This window comes from Hymenobacter fastidiosus, from assembly GCF_039539565.1.
Taxonomy (GTDB): domain Bacteria; phylum Bacteroidota; class Bacteroidia; order Cytophagales; family Hymenobacteraceae; genus Hymenobacter; species Hymenobacter fastidiosus.
The window spans coordinates 92,597-112,098 of record NZ_BAABDJ010000037.1 but is presented as its reverse complement, the minus strand read 5'-3'; the positions used below and the strand labels follow the sequence as shown (position 1 = coordinate 112,098).

12 protein-coding genes and 1 riboswitch are annotated in these 19,502 nt (G+C 64.3%); of the genes, 8 read left to right on the top strand and 4 right to left on the bottom strand.

The window, feature by feature from the left end; all coding sequences use genetic code 11:
* Positions 1-148 precede the first annotated feature (148 nt).
* From ABD833_RS16660 to ABD833_RS16650, 3 genes are all read right to left on the bottom strand, one after another.
* Entirely contained in the window at positions 149-1,735 is a 1,587-nt protein-coding gene (locus ABD833_RS16660) for a M20/M25/M40 family metallo-hydrolase (RefSeq protein WP_345074521.1), read from the bottom strand.
* A 15-nt stretch (positions 1,736-1,750) separates the two neighbouring features.
* Positions 1,751-2,596: an SDR family oxidoreductase gene (locus ABD833_RS16655; protein WP_425553700.1), complete on the bottom strand. Its 846-nt coding sequence runs from the start codon at positions 2,594-2,596 to the stop codon at positions 1,751-1,753.
* A 369-nt stretch (positions 2,597-2,965) separates the two neighbouring features.
* The gene (locus ABD833_RS16650; RefSeq protein WP_345074518.1) at positions 2,966-4,063 is read right to left on the bottom strand and encodes an alkene reductase; all 1,098 of its coding nucleotides are present in this window, start codon (positions 4,061-4,063) and stop codon (positions 2,966-2,968) included.
* A 418-nt stretch (positions 4,064-4,481) separates the two neighbouring features.
* Between ABD833_RS16650 and ABD833_RS16645 the strand changes: the two genes are divergently transcribed.
* From ABD833_RS16645 to ABD833_RS16630, 4 genes are all read left to right on the top strand, one after another.
* Entirely contained in the window at positions 4,482-4,907 is a 426-nt protein-coding gene (locus tag ABD833_RS16645; protein ID WP_345074516.1) for a winged helix-turn-helix transcriptional regulator, read from the top strand.
* A gap of 10 nt (positions 4,908-4,917) precedes the next feature.
* A complete protein-coding gene (locus ABD833_RS16640) occupies positions 4,918-6,597 on the top strand; it encodes a hypothetical protein (protein WP_345074514.1) in 1,680 nt (559 codons plus the stop codon).
* A 223-nt stretch (positions 6,598-6,820) separates the two neighbouring features.
* The gene (locus tag ABD833_RS16635) at positions 6,821-9,385 is read left to right on the top strand and encodes a metallopeptidase domain-containing protein (RefSeq protein WP_345074512.1); all 2,565 of its coding nucleotides are present in this window, start codon (positions 6,821-6,823) and stop codon (positions 9,383-9,385) included.
* 11 nt (positions 9,386-9,396) lie between these two features.
* A complete protein-coding gene (locus tag ABD833_RS16630; protein ID WP_345074510.1) occupies positions 9,397-10,836 on the top strand; it encodes a hypothetical protein in 1,440 nt (479 codons plus the stop codon).
* 112 nt (positions 10,837-10,948) lie between these two features.
* On the opposite strand, the gene ABD833_RS16625 is transcribed toward ABD833_RS16630, so the two are convergent.
* On the bottom strand, positions 10,949-12,088 hold the full coding sequence (locus tag ABD833_RS16625; RefSeq protein ID WP_345074509.1) for a PA14 domain-containing protein: 1,140 nt from the start codon (positions 12,086-12,088) through the stop codon (positions 10,949-10,951).
* Between the two features lie 118 nt (positions 12,089-12,206).
* Positions 12,207-12,313, top strand: a riboswitch (SAM riboswitch).
* A gap of 70 nt (positions 12,314-12,383) precedes the next feature.
* Between ABD833_RS16625 and metH the strand changes: the two genes are divergently transcribed.
* The 4 genes from metH (at position 12,384) to ABD833_RS16605 (ending at position 19,481) form a co-directional block, all read left to right on the top strand.
* The gene (gene metH, locus ABD833_RS16620; protein WP_345074507.1) at positions 12,384-16,649 is read left to right on the top strand and encodes a methionine synthase; all 4,266 of its coding nucleotides are present in this window, start codon (positions 12,384-12,386) and stop codon (positions 16,647-16,649) included.
* Between the two features lie 97 nt (positions 16,650-16,746).
* Positions 16,747-17,703 carry a methylenetetrahydrofolate reductase [NAD(P)H] gene (gene metF, locus ABD833_RS16615; RefSeq protein ID WP_345074506.1) on the top strand — a complete coding sequence of 319 codons (957 nt, stop codon included), beginning with the start codon at positions 16,747-16,749 and terminating at the stop codon, positions 17,701-17,703.
* 438 nt (positions 17,704-18,141) lie between these two features.
* Complete coding sequence (locus tag ABD833_RS16610; RefSeq protein ID WP_345074505.1) at positions 18,142-18,621, top strand: tetratricopeptide repeat protein; 480 nt, start codon at positions 18,142-18,144, stop codon at positions 18,619-18,621.
* A 269-nt stretch (positions 18,622-18,890) separates the two neighbouring features.
* Complete coding sequence (locus ABD833_RS16605; RefSeq protein ID WP_345074504.1) at positions 18,891-19,481, top strand: energy transducer TonB; 591 nt, start codon at positions 18,891-18,893, stop codon at positions 19,479-19,481.
* The last annotated feature ends 21 nt before the right edge of the window (positions 19,482-19,502 follow it).

Here is a 19,502-nt window from a genome sequence, read left to right as displayed (position 1 = left end):
ACTGCTCAAGTACGTCATGCCGAGCGCAGCCGAGGCATCTCGCGTGCTGACATATGATTAGTAATCCAACATCAGCACGCGAGATGCTTCGACTTCGCTCAGCATGACAAATGTTACTGTAGAACTACGCCTTCCGGCCACTCCGCCGCTACTTCAGCTGCATAATGGCCGCCATCGTTTCGATACCGTCCCAGAGGTTGCCCAGGCGGATGTTCTCGTTTTCGGCGTGCTGGTTGTTGTCGTAGTTGGCCACCGGCACCGTGAGGGTGGTGGCCCCTATCTTTTTGAAGACGTGCAGCGGCAGGCTGCCGCCGGACGTGGGCTGCTGCACCACGGGCCGGGTGGTAGTGCGCTGCACGGCCGCCACCACCTCGCGGGCCAGAGGCAGATCCATCGGCGTACGTTCGGCATTGTAGCCGGTCTGGGGCGCTACCCGCACGATGCGCGGGTAGCGGGCCCGCTCCGCCGCGGTGGGCTCGTCGGTCGTCACGAAAAAGCCCTGCCGCTGAATGTGCTGCACCACTTTCGCCACCTGCCGCTCGCTGTCGTTGCCCAGCACCAGGCGCAGATCCAGCATGGCCTCAGCAGTAGTGGGAATCACATTGGCCGCCTGAGCCCCCACGTTGGCGCTGCGCAGGCCGTTGATGTTGAGCGAGGGTTGGTTGATAAGCTCATTCAGTCCCTGCCCCGAACCCTCGGCGCGGGCGAAGCCCAGCTCCTGCTGAATGGTAGCGTCGAGGTTGGGGACGCGGGCCAGGGCCGCGCGCTCCAGGGCCGTCAGCGGCACCACGTCGTCGTAGAAGCCCGCGATGCTGACGCGGCCGGTGCTGTCTTTCATGGAGGCCAGCAGCTGAGCCAGGGCCAGGGCCGGATTGGGGGCCCAGTTGCCGTAGTGGCCGCTGTGCAGCGGGCGGCGGGAGCCATATACCGTGAGGCCCACGTTCACGTCGCCGCGGGCGCCGAACACCACCTGCTTCTGCCCCGACTGGTGCACCGGCCCGTCGCAGATAATCCAGAGGTCGGAGGCCAGCAGGGCGCGGTTGCCTTCCACGATTTCGCCGAGGTGGGGCGAGCCTTTTTCTTCTTCGCCCTCGAAGAAAAACTTAAGGTTGACGCCGGGTTTGATCCGGCTCTGCACCAGCGCCTCGTAGCCCGCCAGAATCGCCATCACGCCGGCCTTGTCGTCGGAGCTGCCGCGGGCGTACAGCCGCCAGTCGGGGTTGGTGGCTTCACCGGCTTTAATCATGGGCAGCAGCTGGCCGCCCTGGCTTACTGGCCCGCTGGCCAGCCGGGGCTGAAACGGGCTCAGACCGGGGGCCCACTGCGCGGCATTCACGGGCTGGCCGTCGTAGTGAGCGTAGAACACGAGGGTGCGCCGGGCCCCGGGCGTGCGCACTTCGCCGTACACCACGGGCGGTACGCCGGGCGTGGCGGCCGGCAGCAGCCGCGTCTGGATGCCGCGCTGCCGCATCATGCCCGCAATGAAGCTGGCCGTGCGGCGCAGGCTAGCCGTATCGGCGGCCACGTTCGGAATGGCCAGCAGCGCCATGTACTCCGTCAGCAGCGGCAGCTCGTGGGCCTGCCGGTAGCGCCGCACTTTTTGCTGGGCTGAATCGGGCGGGCCAAAGCCGGCCACGGCCAGCAGGAGAAACAGAATCGTGGCGTAGCGTTTTTTCATGGCAGCGGCCGGGCTGTAGGCTACCCGGTCGCTGGTAAGGTAGGCGGTGCCGCCCATAAATCCACGCCCGGGCTACTGGTCCGAGCTCATCTTGCCCCCGGTTACGTGCACGAGGCTGCCGGTCATGAAGGAGCCGTCCTGGGAGGCCAGCAGCACGTAGGCCGGGGCAATTTCCTCGGGCTGGCCGGGGCGGGCCAGGGCTACTTCGTGGCCAAACTTCTCGATTTCGGCCCGGGGCATGGTGGCCGGGATGTTGGGCGTCCAGACCGGGCCGGGCACCACGCAGTTCACCCGGATGCCCTTCTCGCCCAGGTACTGGGCCAGGCTCTTGGTAAGGGCGTGAATGGCCGACTTGGAGCTGGCGTAATCCACCAGAATCGGGATGCCGGTGAGGCCCACGATGCTGCCGGTGTTGATGATGCAGTCGTCCTTTTTGAGGTGGGGAATAGCGGCCTGGGCCATCCAGATGTAGCCCAGAATGTTGGTGTCGAAGGTGCGGCGGATCTGCTCCTCGCTGATGTCCTCGAACTTCTCCTGGCTCATCTGGAAAGCCGCGTTGTTGACCAGGATGTTGAGCCCGCCCAGCTCGGCGCGGGTACGGCGCACGGCCTGGCGGCACTGCTCCGGGTCGCGCACGTCGAGCTTGAGCAGCAGGCATTTGCGTTTGCGCTTCTCCACCTGCCGCTGGGTTTCCTGGGCGTCCGCGTCGTTTTCGTTGTAGAGCACGGCCACGTCGGCGCCTTCCAGGGCGAAGGCAATGGCCACGGCCCGCCCGATGCCGGAGTCGGCGCCGGTGATGAGGGCTACTTTGCCCTGGAGCTTGCCGGCGGCTTTGTAGTTGGCAAAATCCGTGTCGGGCTGCAGCTTCATGTCGGCCTGCTTAGCCGGGTAGGGCAGCGTCTGGGCCGCGGCCTTCATGTCCCTGGCCGTGGGACGGGTTTCGGGTTTGGCAGCGGGAGCGGCTTTCTTGGCGGGAGCTTTGGCCGCTTTGGCGGGCGCGGGAGCTTTTTTGGCGGGCATAGCGAAGCAGATAAGAGTGGAGCTTGCGCTTACGCAAAAGCCCGGGGAAAGCTGCGCCCGGGATACTTTCTGCCCGACTTTGCCAGCAAGCTCAACGGTGCAGAATGACGTCAGCTGCCCAATGCAAGGATGCGTCCCGGCCTTGAACGATATCGGCTCAGACGGCGCGGCCGACGAGACGCAATTATGCGTCTCTACCTTGTACGTCACCAAAAATCCCCGGCCCGCCATGAGGCGAACCGGGGATTTGCAATGACTTGGTTCAACTTAAACCGTCGCGGCCTGCTCGGCCAGCACGGGGTAGTCGGTGTAGCCCTCGGGGCCGGGCGTGTAGAACAGGTCGGGGTTAGGCTGGGCCAGCTCGGCATCCTGCTGCATGCGCGCCACCAGGTCGGGGTTCGAAATGAAGGGCCGGCCGAAGGTGATAAGGTCGCCTTTGCCGCTTTGCAGGTCGGCCTCGGCGCGGGCCTTGTCGTAGCCGCCGCTCAGAATGAGGGTGTTGGTAAACCGCGCCCGGATGCCGGCGACCAGCTCGGCCGGTACTTTCGGCGCGCCCATGCTGGAGTGGTCCACGAGGTGCAGATACACGAGGCCCAGGGCCTGCAGCTGCTCAGCCAGGTAGAAGTATTGGGCGTCCAGCTCGTCGAAGGGCTTCAGGTCGCCGGCCACGCCGTAGGGCGACAGGCGCATGCCCACCCGCTCAGCCCCAATGGCGGCGATGGTGTCGCGGGCTACTTCCAGGGCGAAGCGGCTGCGGTTTTCAAGGCTGCCGCCGTACTCGTCGGTACGCTCGTTGGCGGCGGGGTTCAGGAACTGCTCAATCAGGTAGCCGTTGGCGCCGTGCAGCTCCACGCCGTCGAAACCGGCTTCGATGGCCAGCTTAGCGCTCTGTGCGTGCTGCCGCACCAGCTCTTTCACCTCGGCCGTAGTCAGGGCGCGGGGCGTGGGCTGGGGCTGCATCTGCTCCTGGTCGGTCCACATTTCGCCGGCGGCGGCTTTGGCCGAAGGGGCCACGATTTCGGCCCCGGCGGGCAGGTTCAGCGGGTGGGCAACGCGGCCCGTGTGCATAAACTGCACGAAGATGTGGCCACCCCTGGCGTGTACGGCGTCGGTCACCAGCTTCCAGCCCGCCACCTGCTCGGCGCTGTAGAGGCCCGGAATCCGGGAGTAGCCCAGGCCATCGGCGGCGGGTGAGGTGCCTTCGGTGATGATGAGGCCGGCCGTGGCGCGCTGGCCGTAGTAGGTCGCCATTAAGGCGTTGGGCACGTTGCCGATGGCGCGGCTGCGGGTGAGCGGGGCCATTACCACGTGGTTGGTCAGGCTCAAAGAGCCGAGCTGGGCCGGAGCAAAAAGCTTGTTGGTCATAAAACAGCTGATTAGGAAAGAAAAAGGTTGGTTCCGCTTCTTACGGGGCGGACCCTACCGGCGGCTGGGTAACCGCCGGGCCCGCGAAGAGTTGCAAAGGTTCTCGGTTCAGGATACTTTTGTCGAGTAGGCACCTTTTCGTAAGGCAGGTGTCTTTTAGTAAAAAACATTGATAATCAGGCGCATAGATCAAATCTCAGGTTGGTGTACCCGGCCGTTCTAGCGGCCGCCTCACCCCCTGGCCCCGCATCTGCTTTAGGCGCGGAGTCCGGAAAAGGAGCGGGGACACCGGACATGCTTCTGACGTTTGGCTCCCCCTCTCCTTTTTCATTCCGCGCCTCAGGCGGCGTAGGCGGCCGGGGGGTGAGGCGTCTCGTTGAACGACTAGGTGCCCCATCCTGAAATCTGCTCTAGTTTTATGGCCAACGTCAAGAAAGAATTAACCTCCCCTACCGCGGCAGCGCTGGACGTGCTGGGCGGCAAGTGGAAAATCTTTATCCTGATGCTGCTCAAAGACCAGACGCTCCGGTTCGGGAAGCTCCGGAAGCGCATCCCGAAGGTGACGCAGAAGATGCTGACCCGGCAGCTGCGGGAACCGGAGGAAGCCGGGCTGCTGCACCGGCAGGTATTCGCCGTTATTCCGCCCCGGGTCGAGTATCGGCTCACCGAGCACGGCCAGACCCTGAAACCCGTGCTGGAGTCGTTATACGCCTGGGGCATCCGGCACCGCGAGGCGCTGGGCCTGGCCCCGCTCAATCCCTCCGACGATGCTTGCGGGCTGGGGGCGGGCCAGGCCAGGCCGGTGCCGACCGCGGCGGCGGCAGTCCTGGTCGTGACTTCCTGAGGCGGCGCGCATGACGTTCAACGTTTCCTGGCCCGTCCTCAACCGGCTGGCCTTTGGTCTGGCCGTGCTGCTGCGCTGGGCCCACGAGCTGGCCATGCCGGCCCTCACCCGCGACATGCAGACCCAGACCGAAAGCGCCGTAAACCTGCTGCGGGGCCACGGCGTGAGTCTGGCCCGCGCCAACTGGCAGGATCTGGCCGCCCCGGGGTTTGAGCCCCTCAACCTGTGGCCGCCCGGCTACGCCTGGCTGATGGCGGGGCTGCTGCGCGGGGTGTCGCCGGAATTCCTGGTTTCGATGCAGGTGCTGCACTGGGCCGGCCTGCTGGGGCTGCTGACGGCGTGGTGGTATCTGCTGAAACCCCTGCACCGCGCGCTGGTGCCGTACGCGCCGGCGGTTTTTTTCTTGTTCTGGGGCCTCAGCAACGCGCCGTTCCACCTGCTGTTCGGTACCGATCTGCTGGCGCTGGCTTTTTATTCGGGCGGACTGGCCGGGCTGTTCCGGCTGCTGACTCAGCCGCCCGCGGCTCGCCGGACGGTTTTCGGAGCGGCTTTGCTGATGAGTGGGCTGGGGTTTGCGGCTTGCCTGCTGCGGTTTGCCTACTACCCGCTGGCCTTCTTCCTGCCCCTGGCGCTGCTGGCTTTTGGCGGGCGCTGGCGGCCCCGGCTGGTGCGGCCGGCGCTGGCCGCGCTGCTGCTGCTGGCCGGGTTGGTGGCGGGGCTGCTCGTGTATCAGGCCCGCGTGGCCGGCGACGCCTACTACATCACGAAGTTCTACACCCAGCTGGCCACCGAGCCGGCCAGCGCCGCCACCCTGGGTTTGTACTGGCACCACCTGCTCCAGCTCGACCCGGTTTTCTACCACAGCTTTTTCTCGAATGAGCTGGATTTTAGCCGCGTACCCTCCGGGGTGGGGTTGCGAATCGGGGCGGTAATTCTCGTTTCAGCGGTGGTAATTATGGTGCTGGGCGACGGCCTGCGCCGGGAATGGCGGGCGGCGCACCGCCGGGGCCGGTTCTGGCCCACGCGCCGGGTGCTGTTTCACCTGCTGGCGGGAAGCACCGCCCTGATCTGCGCCGGGCTGCTGACGGCCGTTTCGCTACGCTACCCCGCCGCGCTGGTAGGCTGGTTTGCGGGGGGCCGATGGACGTACGTGGCCGACACGCGCTACTTTCTGCCCGCGTTTCTGAGCGTATCGGCTATGCTGCTGGTGCTGGTGCTGAGCCGCCCCGCGCGCCTGCGGCCGGCCGTGCGGGCGGCCGGGCTGGGGCTGCTCGCCGCTTCCCTCCTGCTGTCGGTGGCTACCCGGGACCGGCGCACGGTGCAGAGCCTGCGGCAGCCCCCCGCCTTTTTCATGGACCAAGCCCCCGGCCACGCCGCCGACGTGCGCCGGCTCGACCAGTTTCTGCGCACCATCAGTCCGGGCGAACCGCTCATCCTGGGGCGCAACTCCTACAACAAGCGGGTGGAAATTGCGGCCCGGCTGGCCGGCCATATCGTACTGGATGCCGATTCGCTATTGGCTCACTTGCCGTTGCGTACGTCCAAACCGGTACTGATGCTGTTCGACCTGAACCCGGCCACGCCCCCCACGCCGGCCGTGGCTGAATTTCTGCGCCAGCACCAGGCCCACCCGCGGTTGCGGCTGCCGGGCCTGCGGGCCAATATTTTAAGTCTGGAGATTCTGCCCTGAGGTGACCCCGGTTTATGGGCAGAGCCGCGCATTACTATTTCGAGCAGCGTTTGGCCGGCCGGATTTAATTTGCTCTCTTTAGGCCTTGCCCCGCTCTACTATCCTACCTATTGCCGCTGTCCTTACCCATTTACTTTTTACCCAATTATCTCATGCACAGCACGTTTACCCCCCCATCCGCTTAGCGCGGATCAACCCCCGCACGGCCTTCTGGGTCCTGCTCATGCTGCTGGGCGCTAGCTACGCCCGCCCTACCAGGGCCCAGGAGGTTTCCCGCCCGGGGCCGTACCACAATTTTCTCAACACCTTCACCTGCTTTCCCGGTAATCCGGCCGGCAAGCCGGAGTCGGGTCCGATACCCCCCAACGGGACCACGGCAACCCGCCTGTCGGAATACGGCGCGGCCCTCACGCCCCGCGGCGACCTGCGCGTACTGGTGATCTATGCCGGCTTCACCAATGATAACGTGGACCCAAATATTGACCCACAAGGGGCTGCTGGCATCCCCAACAACAACGATAATGACCCTAACAATCCCTGGCCCCAGACGCTCAACGGCTCGGCTTGGGGCGAGTCGTTGCCCCGCTCGGCGGCAAATAATTTCTACACCAGCCCGGCCCAGTTCAGCGCCACGGCTCCCGACCAGACCCTGTCGAACTTCTACTACCAGATGTCGCAGTTCAACGGCCGCCCCTTCCGCATGACGGCCCTCAACTTCCCCGTGCGGGTGAACGTGACGGCCACCACGGCGCAGAATGCCGGCTGGGCCTGGGGTCCCTATACCCAGCAGGTGATGGACAAGATCCGCACCGAGCCGGCCCTGCAAGCCCACATGGCCGGCCTGAGCCGGGCCCAGCTGGACGGCCGGACCAACAATCCGGCCTACACGTTCGACAACAGCACCTCCGCGCCCGACAGCAGAATTGACTACACGATCATCATCTGGCGCTACGCCGGCACGAATCCCGGTACGGGTGGCCCCTTCGCAACAGACAATTTGCAGAATGCACTGGGCAGCGGCGGCGCTTATGCCAGCATCGGTACCCACACGCTCATGGCCGCCACCGGCACCACTCCGGCGCTGACTACCTACGACGGCTTCACCCAGTGCCTGGGGATTAAAGGCATCGACCATCAGCTGTTCGTCCACGAATTTGCCCATACGCTCTACAACGCCCCCCACGTGAACGGCAACAACGGCGTGTGCGGCAGCAAGTATTACGTGACCACCGGCAACAGCATGACCACCGGCAACATCAACGCCTGGGAGCGCTGGTTTCTGGGCTGGGCCCCGCTGCGGTGCAACGGCGTGAGCGGCGATGTGACCGACGCCACCCAGCTGCCCCCCGCCGGCAGCTACCTGCTGCGCGACTTTATCACGACCGGCGACGCGCTACGCATCCGCCTGCCCAATACCTTCAACCCCGCTACCGGTACCTACCAGTATCTGTGGCTGGAAAACCGGCAGCAGAAAAGCATCTGGGATCAGCTGCAGTGGACCCTCAACGGCGCGGGTCAGGCCTTCCCCACCATTCCGACCGGCCTGATGGCCTACGTGGAAGACCTGCGCCAGAACAAGGACAACCCGCTCGGCTGGGCAGGCTTCGATCTGGGGGCCAACGGGCTGAAATACCTCTCGGCCGCCGGCCACTACGACCTGAGCTGGAACGGCACCAGCAGCACCTACAGCAACGCGCTGTGGGGGAACCCAATCTACAATTTCCAGCAGGGCGCGGCCAACCCCACGGGCGGGCAAAGCACCTTCATGTTCCTGCGCGGCGACAAGGATGCCAATGGCAGCATTGGCTACACCACCGGGACCAACGGAGCAACCAGCAACGAGTACTTCCATTTTTCGGCGCTGAACAACGCACCCAACTACGGCTTTTTGGGCCACGACGCCCGCTTCAACTTCGTTTCCGGCGCTCCTGCCAACAAGATCGGGCTCGCCTCCAACCCGGCGCTGGCCTCCAATCCCGACTTTAGCGTCAGTCAGCAGCAGCTGGCCCCCATGCAGCTCAGTGGCGTATCGGTGCGGCTGCTGGAACAGCTCGGCGACGGTAGCCTGCGGGTAGCCGTCAGCTTTACCGATACCGACGTGGACCGTAGTACGCGCTGGACCGGCAACCTGGCCGTGCAGCACGTACCCGGCGCGGCCGGCGGCTACGCGGTGAACGTGAAACCCGGCGTGCGGCTGCGCATCAACCGCAGCGGCACGCCCAACCGGACCACGCCCGGACCACGGGCCGACTTCATCAACGACACCTACCTGACAGTGGGGCCGGAGGCATACGTCCATCTGGAAGACGGCGGGGCAATGGAAATCGGCAGTGGCAGCACCGTATTCATAACTAATTCCGGCCGTCTGCTCGCGGAACCGGGTAGCGCTATTCTGGTGAGAAGCGGGGGCGTGCTGAGCATCAAAACCCAGGCCGAAGCTACCGCGCTCCAGCAGTTCGGCCAGCTCGAAGTCGAGCCTGGCGGCCAGCTGATTATCCGCTCGCCCGTGGGCGGGCCCCCAGTCGAGCAGCGGAGCGCCCCGGCGCTGACGGTGTTTCCCAACCCCACTCAGGGCCGGGAGCTGCGCTTCGCCCTGAGTGGGGTACCGGCCGCCGAAGCGGCCACCTACACCTACCGGCTGCTCACCGCCCACGGCCGGGCCGTACGGACGGGACCGGGTACCCAGCCGGCGCTGTCGCTGACCGGGCTGCCGGCCGGGCCGTATCTGCTGGAGCTCACCGGCCCCAGGGGCCGGTACCTCACCCGTCAGGTCCAGATCAATCCCTAATGCGCCCGCCGATGAAACGCTTTCTGCTCTTTCTGGTCCTGGGCGGGCTGGCGGTCCTGACCGGGCCGCCAGCCCTGGCCCAGCTACTCCACCAGCAGGTGTACGGGTCGGCCGGCCCGGAACGGCTTGGGTATCTGACCCCGGTGCAAGCCGGGGGCTATTTGCTAGTTGGCACCCAACAAAAAACGCCCCCTACGGCCCTTGACGAAAAGCTCTACCTGGTCCGCACCACGGCCCAGGGCGATACGCTCTGGACCCGTACGCACAAAATTCCGGGTTTCACGGTAATCAACGTGCGGGCCATTTGCGAGAACGCCGCCGGACAGGTGCTGGTCGCGGGAGCTGGGGGTGACGCCAATATTGGCTTTGCCGATGAAGCCATCCTGATCCTGTTGAATCCGCAGGGCGATACGCTCTGGACCCGCAAGGTAGATGGCCCTACCGGTGACTCGTATACCGGCCTGCTGCTGGGCAACGACGGCACCTTCGTGCTCACGGCCTCGCTGAACACCTACCCGCAGTGGCTCAAGGTCAACGCCGCCGGCCAGGTCGTGGCCCGAACCAACATCAACTACGATGCCGACAACATCGGAGTGGTGACCGGGCTGTTCAAGGACAACTCCGGACGGGGCGGCTACTGGCTCCAGAACAGTAATGGCAGTACCATCAGCGAGCGGAAATTACTGCACCTGACCGAAGCCGGCGTGGTAGATCAGACCAAGCCCCTGTACGGTAAAGGCAGCGACTTTATCACCAGCGTGGCCCCGCTGCCCAACCAGGGGGGCTACCTGATGTGTCAGGCCAGCAAGCTCACGCGCTTTACCGCCGCGCTTGATACCGTCTGGACCAAGTACCTGATTTACACCAATGGCGTCGTGACGGGCTACGCCACGCCCGGCCAGGTGCAGCCCCTGGCCGATGGCAACTTCGTGCTGGCCGGCAGCTTCTACTTCGCCGATGGCTACCGCGTGTACCTGGGCAAGATCACGCCCGACGGGCAGGTGCTGCGCGACACGGTGCTCTTCCGCGCCGGCGGCTCGGAAACCATCCGCAGCCTGGCCGTGGAGCCGGGCACCAACAACTACGTGTTCAGCGGCGAGGCCACGCAAGGCCCCCTGGGCCGCTCCGATCTGTTTCTGGGCATCCACGCCAACTGGCGCGTCCTTTCTACCCGGGCCGCCCGCGCCCCCCGGGTCGCCTTTGAGGCCTGGCCCAACCCGCTGGCGGCCGGCCAGCCCGAGCTGACGTTGCGCGCCGACCGCCAGGTAGCGGGCGAGCTGACCCTGACCGATCCGCTGGGCCGCCGCGTGCGCACCTGGCCCGCCACCCGGGCGCTGGCCCAGGCCGGTGGGCAGCGCCTGTCGCTGGCGGGCCTGCCGCCGGGCCTCTACCTGCTCACCGGCACCGCCGCCGACGGCCGCCGCTATGTAGCCCGTATCGTCCGCGAGTAAACCCCGCCTGACTGATGCCCCAGAAAAAGCCCCGTTACCAGTTGGTAACGGAGCTTTTTCTGGGGCATCAGTCACGTATCCACTACCGCGCAAGGCAAGCAATTGCTCATTGTTAATTGATAATGACTTCCACCCGGCGGTTGCGGGGGAGCTGTTGCGGGTCGCGGTTGTCGGCTACCGGGCGGGTGGCGCCGTAGCCGTGGGCCGTGAGCCGCACCGAGTCGATGCCCTGCTGCACGAGGTAGCGGCGCACGACGCGGGCCCGCTGCTCGGACAGGCGCAGGTTCAGGGCCGGCTCCCCGACGTTGTCGGTGTGGCCCGCAATTTCGAGGCGCAAAGCGGGCTGGGCGCGCAGCATCCGGGTCAGTTGGTTCAGCCGGGGCCGCGAAGTGGGCAGCAGCGTGGCCGTGCTCTGGGTGAAATACAGGTTGGACAGCGTCACGGCCGCTCCTTTGCTCAGGGCCGATAAATCCGGCAGCGTGTCGGGTACCGCAACCGGACTGGCGGGGGCCGCGGCCGGAGGAGCGGCCGGCATTGCTGCCGCCCGCCGGGAAACCGCGGCGGTCTGGTGCCCGCGCCCGGGGTTGGGCGGAACTACTCTGGGAGGCAGCGCAGTCGGCGGACTAACGACCGGGGCCGGGGGAGCAACCGGCTGGGGGCGTACCGCCACGGCTGGTATTGGTTTGGCGGACGCGGGCAGCTCGGCGTACAGACTGCTGGCCGGAATGGGCTGGGGCTCGGCGGCCGACCCGGGCAGCTGCCAGGTGAGCAGGGCGCGGGTATCCCACTGCACCTGGTAATATTCCACCCGCAGCGGGTAGTAGCGCCCGCCTACCAGCGTCACCTCGGCCGCCGACTCCGTGGCGACCTGGTCGCGCCAGGCGCTCAGGATTTTCTTGCCCCCCACCCACACCCGCATGCCATCGTCGCTGAGGATGCGGAAGGTGTAGCGGCCGGTAACGGGAATGAAGATGTGACCCGTCCAGCGTACCGAGAAATACTCGGCCGGCACGCCGGGGCCGGGAGCCACAAACCGGCGCGATATACCCATCAGGTTGGGCGGGCCGGTGGTCCAGCTGAAGTCGATGGTGGGGTCGGTACGGGTGAGCACGAGGCGGTTGAAGTTCCTGCCGTCGTAGTACTGCCCGCGCAGGCCGGTACCGGGCAGGCTCTGGGCCGGCAGCCGAACGGATAGCAGCAGCAACAGCGGGAGCAGCGGGAGCAGGGCCGGGAGAAATCGGGGAAACAGCATGGCTGAATTGATCATCTGAAAGCGTCGCGCGTTGCCTACGGGCCTAAAGCTACCGGATAACGCCCGACCGGTTCCCAAAATTGGATTCCGGATTTTCGTACTGTATCTTCGTTTTAGTTACTTATCCAGAAAGACCGAGGGACTGGGCCCGACGACGTCTTGGCAACCTGCTACACAAGGTGCCAACTCCCATTTCGGCGTTTCGGCGGCGAATAAAGATAAGTACCGGACTCGCCCTTGCGCGGCTCTTTCTGGATAGGCTTTTTGGTACCGCCTCATTAGAATAGAAGCAGCTATGCAACCGACGCCCCGCCCCAAATCCCCGCTTTACGCTATTCTTCAGCAGCGCATTCTCGTGCTCGATGGCGCCATGGGCACCATGATTCAGCGCCACCCGCTGGACGAGGCCGACTTCCGCGGCCCGCGCTTTGCGGACCACGCCAAGCCCCTGCGCGGCAACAACGACCTGCTGTCAATAACCCGCCCCGACATCATCCGCGGCATCCACCACGACTACTTCGCCGCCGGGGCCGACATGGTGGAAACCAATACCTTCAGCGGCACCACCATCGCCCAGGCCGATTATGGTTTGGAGCATATCGTGTATGAGCTCAACTTCGAATCAGCCCGGATTGCCAAAGAGGTAGCCGACGAATTCACCGCCCGCGAGCCGCACAAGCCGCGCTTCGTGGCCGGGGCCGTAGGGCCCACCAACCGCACGGCCTCCCTGTCGCCCGACGTGAACCGGCCCGGCTTCCGCGCCGTGACCTTCGACGAGCTGGCCGCGGCCTACCTCGAGCAGGTGCGCGGCCTGATCGACGGCGGCTCCGACACGCTGCTCATCGAAACCATCTTCGACACGCTCAACGCCAAGGCGGCCCTGTACGCGGTGCAGAAGTTCTTCGACGAGGGCGGCAAAGTGGTGCCGGTTATGATTTCGGGCACCATCACCGACGCCTCCGGCCGCACGTTGTCGGGCCAGACGGTGGAGGCCTTCTGGAACTCCATCAGCCACTTACCGCTGCTGAGCGTGGGGCTGAACTGCGCCCTGGGGGCCGACCAGCTCCACGTCTACGTCAGGGAGCTGAGCCGGATTGCCGACGTGCATATTTCCGCCTACCCCAACGCCGGCCTGCCGAACGCCTTCGGCGGCTACGACGAGTCGGCCCAGGAATTCGCGGCCGTGGTGGAGAATTACCTGAAGGAAGGCATCGTGACGGTGGCCGGCGGCTGCTGCGGCACCACGCCCCAGCACATTGCGGAGCTGAGTAAGCTGGCTCAGCGCTACGCGCCACGCCCACTTCCTCAGCTCCGCAATGCGCAATTAGTAATTAGTAATGAAGAATTAAGAATTGCCGACGACCAGCAAGCCGACGAGCCAATTACTAATTCTTCATTACTAATTACTAATTCAAGCGCGACTCGCCTGGCCGGCCTTGAGCCCTTCAATATCTACCCCGACAGTCTGTTTGTGAACGTGGGCGAGCGGTGCAACGTGACCGGCTCCCGGGCCTTTGCCCGCCTGATCCGCACCGGCTCCTACGAGGCCGCCCTACAGGTGGCCCGCGACCAGGTGGAAGGCGGTGCCCAGGTGCTCGACGTGAACATGGACGAGGGCATGCTCGACTCGGAGCAGGCCATGACGACGTTTCTGAACCTGATTGCCTCCGAGCCCGACATTTCCCGGGTGCCGGTGATGATTGACTCCTCGAAGTGGACCGTGCTCGAAGCCGGCCTGAAGTGCGTGCAGGGCAAGAGCATCGTCAACTCCATTTCGCTGAAAGAGGGCGAGGAAGTTTTCAAACAGCACGCCCGCACCGTGCGTCAGTACGGGGCCGCCGTGGTGGTCATGGCCTTCGACGAAACCGGCCAGGCCGACACGTTTGAGAAGAAAATTGCCGTGTGCCGGCGCAGCTACGACATCCTGGTCAACGAAGTGGGCTTCCCGCCCCAGGACATCATCTTCGATCCCAACATCCTCACGGTGGGCACCGGCATGGAGGAGCACCGCAACTACGCCCTCGACTTTATCGAGGCCGTGCGCTGGATCAAGGCCAACCTGCCCGGGGCGCTGACTTCCGGCGGCATCAGCAACATCAGCTTCTCCTTCCGCGGCAACGACGTGGTGCGCGAGGCGATTCACTCCAGCTTCCTCTACCACGCCATCCGCGCCGGGCTGGATATGGGCATCGTGAACCCCAGCCAGCTGGCCGTGTACGACGAGGTGCCCAAAGACCTGCTCGAATTGGTGGAAGACGTGCTGCTCAACCGCCGCGCCGACGCCACCGAGCGGCTGGTCGACTTCGCCGAAACCGTGCAGCAGAAAGGCAAGGTCGAAGTGGTGGCTGATGCCTGGCGCAGCCTGCCCGTGGCCGAGCGGCTTCAGCACGCCCTGGTGCGCGGCATCACCGAGTTTATCGACCAGGACACCGAGGAAGTCCGCCGGCAGGTCGGCCGCCCGCTGGAAGTCATCGAGGGGCCGCTGATGGCCGGTATGAACGTGGTCGGCGACCTGTTCGGGGCCGGCAAGATGTTTCTGCCCCAGGTGGTGAAGTCGGCCCGGGTGATGAAAAAGGCCGTGGCCTACCTGGAGCCCTACCTGCTGGCCGACAAGCGCGGGCAGGAGCGGCAGACGGCCGGCAAAATCCTGCTGGCCACAGTGAAAGGCGACGTGCACGACATCGGTAAGAACATCGTGGGCGTGGTGCTGGCCTGCAACAACTTCGACATCGTGGACCTGGGCGTGATGGTGCCCCTGGAGCGGATTCTGGACGAGGCCGTGAAGCAGCAGGTGGACGTTATCGGCCTCAGCGGTTTGATTACGCCCAGCCTGGATGAGATGGTGTACGTGGCCCAGGAAATGGAAAAGCGCGGCCTGAAAACGCCCCTGCTCATCGGCGGCGCCACCACGTCGCGCCTGCACGCGGCCGTGAAAATCGCGCCCAACTACTCCGGCCCCATCGTGCACGTCCACGACGCGTCCCGCTCGGTGGGCGTGGCGGCCAGCCTGCTGGGCTCCAGCGCCGAAGCCTACGGCCGCACCGTGCGCGACGAGTACACCAGCCTGCGCCAGGATTACGCCAGCCGCCAGCGCGACAAAAACTACCTGCCCATCGAGTCCGCCCGCGCCAACGGCTTTAAGGCCGACTGGGCCGCCGCGCCCATCACCAAACCCACGTTTCTGGGCACCAAAGTCCTCGACCACTACCCGCTGGCCGAGCTGGCTGAGTACATCGACTGGACGCCGTTTTTCCACACCTGGGAGCTGAAGGGCCGCTACCCGCGCATCCTGGACGACGCAACCCTGGGCGAAGCCGCCACCAGGCTTTTCGCCGACGCTCAGGCCATGCTGCAAAAGGTCATTGCCGAAAACCTGCTGACGGCTCGCGCCGTGGTCGGCTTCTGGCCCGCCAATACTGTCGGCGCCGACACCATCGAAATCTACGCCGACGACCAGCGCGACAAGGTGCAGACCGAGTTCTTCACCCTGCGCCAGCAGGGCGAGAAGGGTCCGGGCATTCCCAACCTCGCCTTCTCCGACTTCCTGGCTCCGAAAGAGTCGGGCCGCGCGGACTATATCGGCGGCTTTGCCGTCACGGCCGGGCTGGGCATCGAAAAGCTCATCGAGCAGTTTGAGGCCGACCACGACGACTACTCCAGCATCATGATCAAGGCCCTGGCCGACCGGCTGGCCGAGGCCTTTGCCGAGCGCCTCCACCAGCGGGTACGGGAGGAGTTCTGGGGCTACTCCTCGGATGAGAAGCTGACCAAGGAAGAGCTGATTCAGGAGCAGTACCGCGGCGTGCGGCCCGCCCCCGGCTACCCCGGCTGCCCCGACCACACCGAGAAAATCACCCTGTTCCAGCTCCTCGACGCCGACCAGCAAACCGGCATCATCCTCACCGAAAACCTGGCCATGTACCCGGCCTCCTCGGTCAGCGGCCTCTACTACGCCCACCCGGACAGCCGCTACTTCGGCCTCGGCAAAATCGGCAAGGACCAGGTGGCGGACATTGCCCAGCGCAAGAACATGCCGGTAGCGGAGCTGGAGCGGTGGTTGTCGCCGAATTTGAACTACGAGGTGGCGAGTAGTGCGCCTCACCCCCCGGCCCCCTCTCCGAAAGAGGAGAGGGGGAGCCAGACGACAACGCCAGCTGCCGAGCATTTTTACCCGCAGGATAAAGTTCTTACGGCCGATAAGCGGCAGTACGGCAAGCTGGACCTGAAAGGACGAAGCCGGGAAATGCGGCAGCAGCCCACGGAAGCGGAAGAAGTGCTCTGGCAGGCGTTGCGCGACAATAAGCTGGGCTCGAAGTTTCGCCGCCAGCACAGCATTGACCGCTACATCGTGGACTTTGTCAGCATTGGCTCCAAGCTGATTGTGGAGGTGGACGGCGACGTGCATCAGCAGTCCGATCAGGCCGCTTATGACCAGGGACGCACGGCCTTGCTGACGGAACTGGGCTATCAGGTTCTGCGCTTTCCCAACGAGCAGGTAACTCAGCGCCTTCCCGAAGTGCTGGCAGCTATTAAAGCCCTCCTGCCCGTTTCTGCCAACTAACTCTTTACTCTTGTCTGCAATCAGCCGTCTGGCACCCCCTCTCCTCTTTCGGAGAGGGGCCCGGGGGGTGAGGCGTCCAAGTCGCGCCACCACGACCATGAAAGTAACCGAACACCTGTCCCGCGCCGACGGCAAAACGCTGTTTTCCTTCGAAGTGCTGCCGCCCCGCAAGGGCGAGAACATCCAGACGCTCTTCTCCAACATCGAGCCGCTGCTGGAATTCAAGCCGCCGTTTATTGACGTCACCTACCACCGCGAGGAGTACGTGTACCGCCAGCACCCCAACGGCCTGCTGGAGAAGAAGACCGTGCGCCGCCGCCCTGGTACGGTGGGCATCTGCGCGGCCATCAAAAACCGCTTCGACGTGGATACCGTGCCCCACCTGATCTGCGGGGGCTTCTCGAAGGAGGAAACCGAAAATGCCCTCATCGACCTCAACTTCCTGGGCATCGACAACGTGCTGGCCCTGCGCGGCGACCCGATCAAGAGCGAAGGCCACTTCAAGCCCGAGGCCGACGGCCACAGCTACGCCTGCGACCTGATCGGGCAGGTGGCGTCGTTGAACCACGGCGAGTACCTGGACGAGGAGCAGGACGACACCTGGGCTACTGACTTCTGCATCGGCACGGCCGGCTACCCCGAAAAGCACTTTGAGGCGCCGAATTACGGCACCGACCTGCGCTACCTCAAGCACAAGGTGGACCGCGGGGCCGACTACATCGTGACGCAGATGTTTTTCGACAACGAGCAGTATTTCAGCTTTGAGAAGCGCTGCCGGGAGGCGGGCATCACCGTGCCTATCATCCCCGGCCTGAAGCCGCTGACGACCAAAAGCCAGCTCACGATGCTGCCCCGCTCGTTCTACCTGAATATTCCCGAGGCACTGACTGAAGCCGTTCATCTGGCCCCTAACAATGAGGCAGCGCGGCAGATCGGCATTGAGTGGTGCGTCAATCAGAGTAAGGAGCTGATGGCCCACGGCGTACCCTGCCTGCATTACTATTCCATGGGCAAATCGGAGTCGATCCGGCGGGTGGCGGCGGAGCTGTTTTGATGCAACTGACCGTTCTCAGCTGCGGTTACGCACTGAGGTTACGCCGGGGGAGGTGGGTTGCCGGCGGTTAGCCGTCAGGAGCGGGACGCCAGGAGTTTAGGGCGCAGGCGGTAAAAGAGGCAGGAACGAAACGGGTGACCAGGCCGCCGCGCCTTGCATCGGCACCCTGCTCTTATGCTGACTTCCAGCTTCTGCCTTCCCGCTTCTGACGCCTCAAACAGGGTTTCAGTAAGGCCCCGCGTAACCGCAGGTACGCAGTGAGTTGCTCAGGATACCGGAAAGAAGCTTGCGCTGCTTCGGAAAAGACCGTTTTTCAGACCACCAGACAATTTGGTGCGTAACAGCAGGTATCCGTTCACCCTCGTACCCCGGCTGGCAGGCCGCTTGCGCCGGGTGGTGGCATTGGAAAATTATTAACGGTTAAGTCGTACCTGATCTATGGCTGCGCTCGACGATCTGTTTGCTCAGCTGCGCGTGGCTACCGCTCCGACGGAAATAGAGGCGTTGCAAAACGGCATCTGGCAGCTTTGGCTCGACCCCGGCGACGTGGTCCTCGACAAGCAGCTGGAAGAAGGCATGCGGGCGCTGGCGGCGGGCGACTTTTCGCACGCTATTCACGAGTTCACCCAGCTTACAACGGCGAAGCCGGACTTTGCCGAGGGCTGGAACAAGCGGGCTACGGCCTACTATCTGCGCGGCGAGTACCGGGCCTCCCTGCTGGATATTGCGGAAACCCTGCGCCGCGAGCCCCGTCATTTCGGGGCGCTGGCCGGCTGGGCCGCCATCCTGCGCATGCTCAATGACGGGCCCCGCGCCCTGCGGGTGTTGCAGCGGCTGGCCCGAATCTGCCCCCGGCTGCCCGGCCTGCAGAGCCAGCTCCGCGACCTGCGCGACCAGCTCGGCAACTCCGGGCAGTAACTATATACGGGTAGTGCGGGAGTTCGGGAAAATTTGTAAATTTCCCGGACCAATTCCGCCGGCGCGTTTGCCAAGATTTTCCGTATCTGACTGTCTGTCTTACGTATTGGCCGGAATATTGCTCTTTTCAACCGGTGTTGCAGCCCTATTATCAATGGTACTTAAACCATAATTTTTTTCATAATACGGAATTTTTCAGCCCAGTAGCCGCTCTGAATTCAGCTTATCGCCATTGCCCGCACTCTTTCCCACCCAAAATTCCCCCTCCCATGAACAAACGGTTACTTCTCGGGCTGATAGCCCTGTTACTTTCCTTTAGTTCGCAGGCCCAGCGCCTGCGGACCACCGAGTCGGAAAGCGGCATGATCGAAAAAGGAAATAAAACCGGCGTTTGGGAATACTATGTCCACGCCCGGGATGGCCGCCAGATCACCGTGCAGAAGTACGACCACACCGCCCGGAAGCTCGTGTTCTATCGGCCCATCGAAGACATTCCGTACAGCGTGGAGTTGCAGGCTGGTCAGTGGACCCGTAGCCGGATTGATCAGCCCCCGTTGTTCATTGGGGGCGACCCGGTGCTGGCGTCCTATACCACGAAGCTGGTGTACCCCGCGGGCGCCCAGCAGCGCAACCTGCAGGGCAAAGTGCTTATCTCCTTCATGATTGACACCCTGGGCCGCGCTTCAGACCACAAGATTTTGCTGAGTGTGGGCGGGGGCTGCGATGAGGAAGCCATGCGCGTGTGCCGCAAGATTCCCGATCAGTGGATTCCGGCCCGGAAAAACGGGCGCGCCGTCCCGTTAGTGTATGAATTGCCCTTCACCTTCAAGCTGCAGCCCCCGGCACTCGTTTCGCAGTAAGCCGGCCTCGGCGGCCGTTTT

Excerpts from the sequence above, each read along its gene's own strand:
- ABD833_RS16660 (WP_345074521.1), bottom strand. The coding sequence starts at position 1,735 with ATGGGCGGCACCGCCTACCTTACCAGCGACCGGGTAGCCTACAGCCCG.
- ABD833_RS16655 (WP_425553700.1), bottom strand. The coding sequence starts at position 2,596 with ATGAAGGCCGCGGCCCAGACGCTGCCCTACCCGGCTAAGCAGGCCGAC.
- ABD833_RS16650 (WP_345074518.1), bottom strand. The coding sequence starts at position 4,063 with ATGACCAACAAGCTTTTTGCTCCGGCCCAGCTCGGCTCTTTGAGCCTG.
- ABD833_RS16645 (WP_345074516.1), top strand. The coding sequence starts at position 4,482 with ATGGCCAACGTCAAGAAAGAATTAACCTCCCCTACCGCGGCAGCGCTG.
- ABD833_RS16640 (WP_345074514.1), top strand. The coding sequence starts at position 4,918 with ATGACGTTCAACGTTTCCTGGCCCGTCCTCAACCGGCTGGCCTTTGGT.
- ABD833_RS16635 (WP_345074512.1), top strand. The coding sequence starts at position 6,821 with ATGCTGCTGGGCGCTAGCTACGCCCGCCCTACCAGGGCCCAGGAGGTT.
- ABD833_RS16630 (WP_345074510.1), top strand. The coding sequence starts at position 9,397 with ATGAAACGCTTTCTGCTCTTTCTGGTCCTGGGCGGGCTGGCGGTCCTG.
- ABD833_RS16625 (WP_345074509.1), bottom strand. The coding sequence starts at position 12,088 with ATGCTGTTTCCCCGATTTCTCCCGGCCCTGCTCCCGCTGCTCCCGCTG.
- metH (WP_345074507.1), top strand. The coding sequence starts at position 12,384 with ATGCAACCGACGCCCCGCCCCAAATCCCCGCTTTACGCTATTCTTCAG.
- metF (WP_345074506.1), top strand. The coding sequence starts at position 16,747 with ATGAAAGTAACCGAACACCTGTCCCGCGCCGACGGCAAAACGCTGTTT.
- ABD833_RS16610 (WP_345074505.1), top strand. The coding sequence starts at position 18,142 with ATGGCTGCGCTCGACGATCTGTTTGCTCAGCTGCGCGTGGCTACCGCT.
- ABD833_RS16605 (WP_345074504.1), top strand. The coding sequence starts at position 18,891 with ATGAACAAACGGTTACTTCTCGGGCTGATAGCCCTGTTACTTTCCTTT.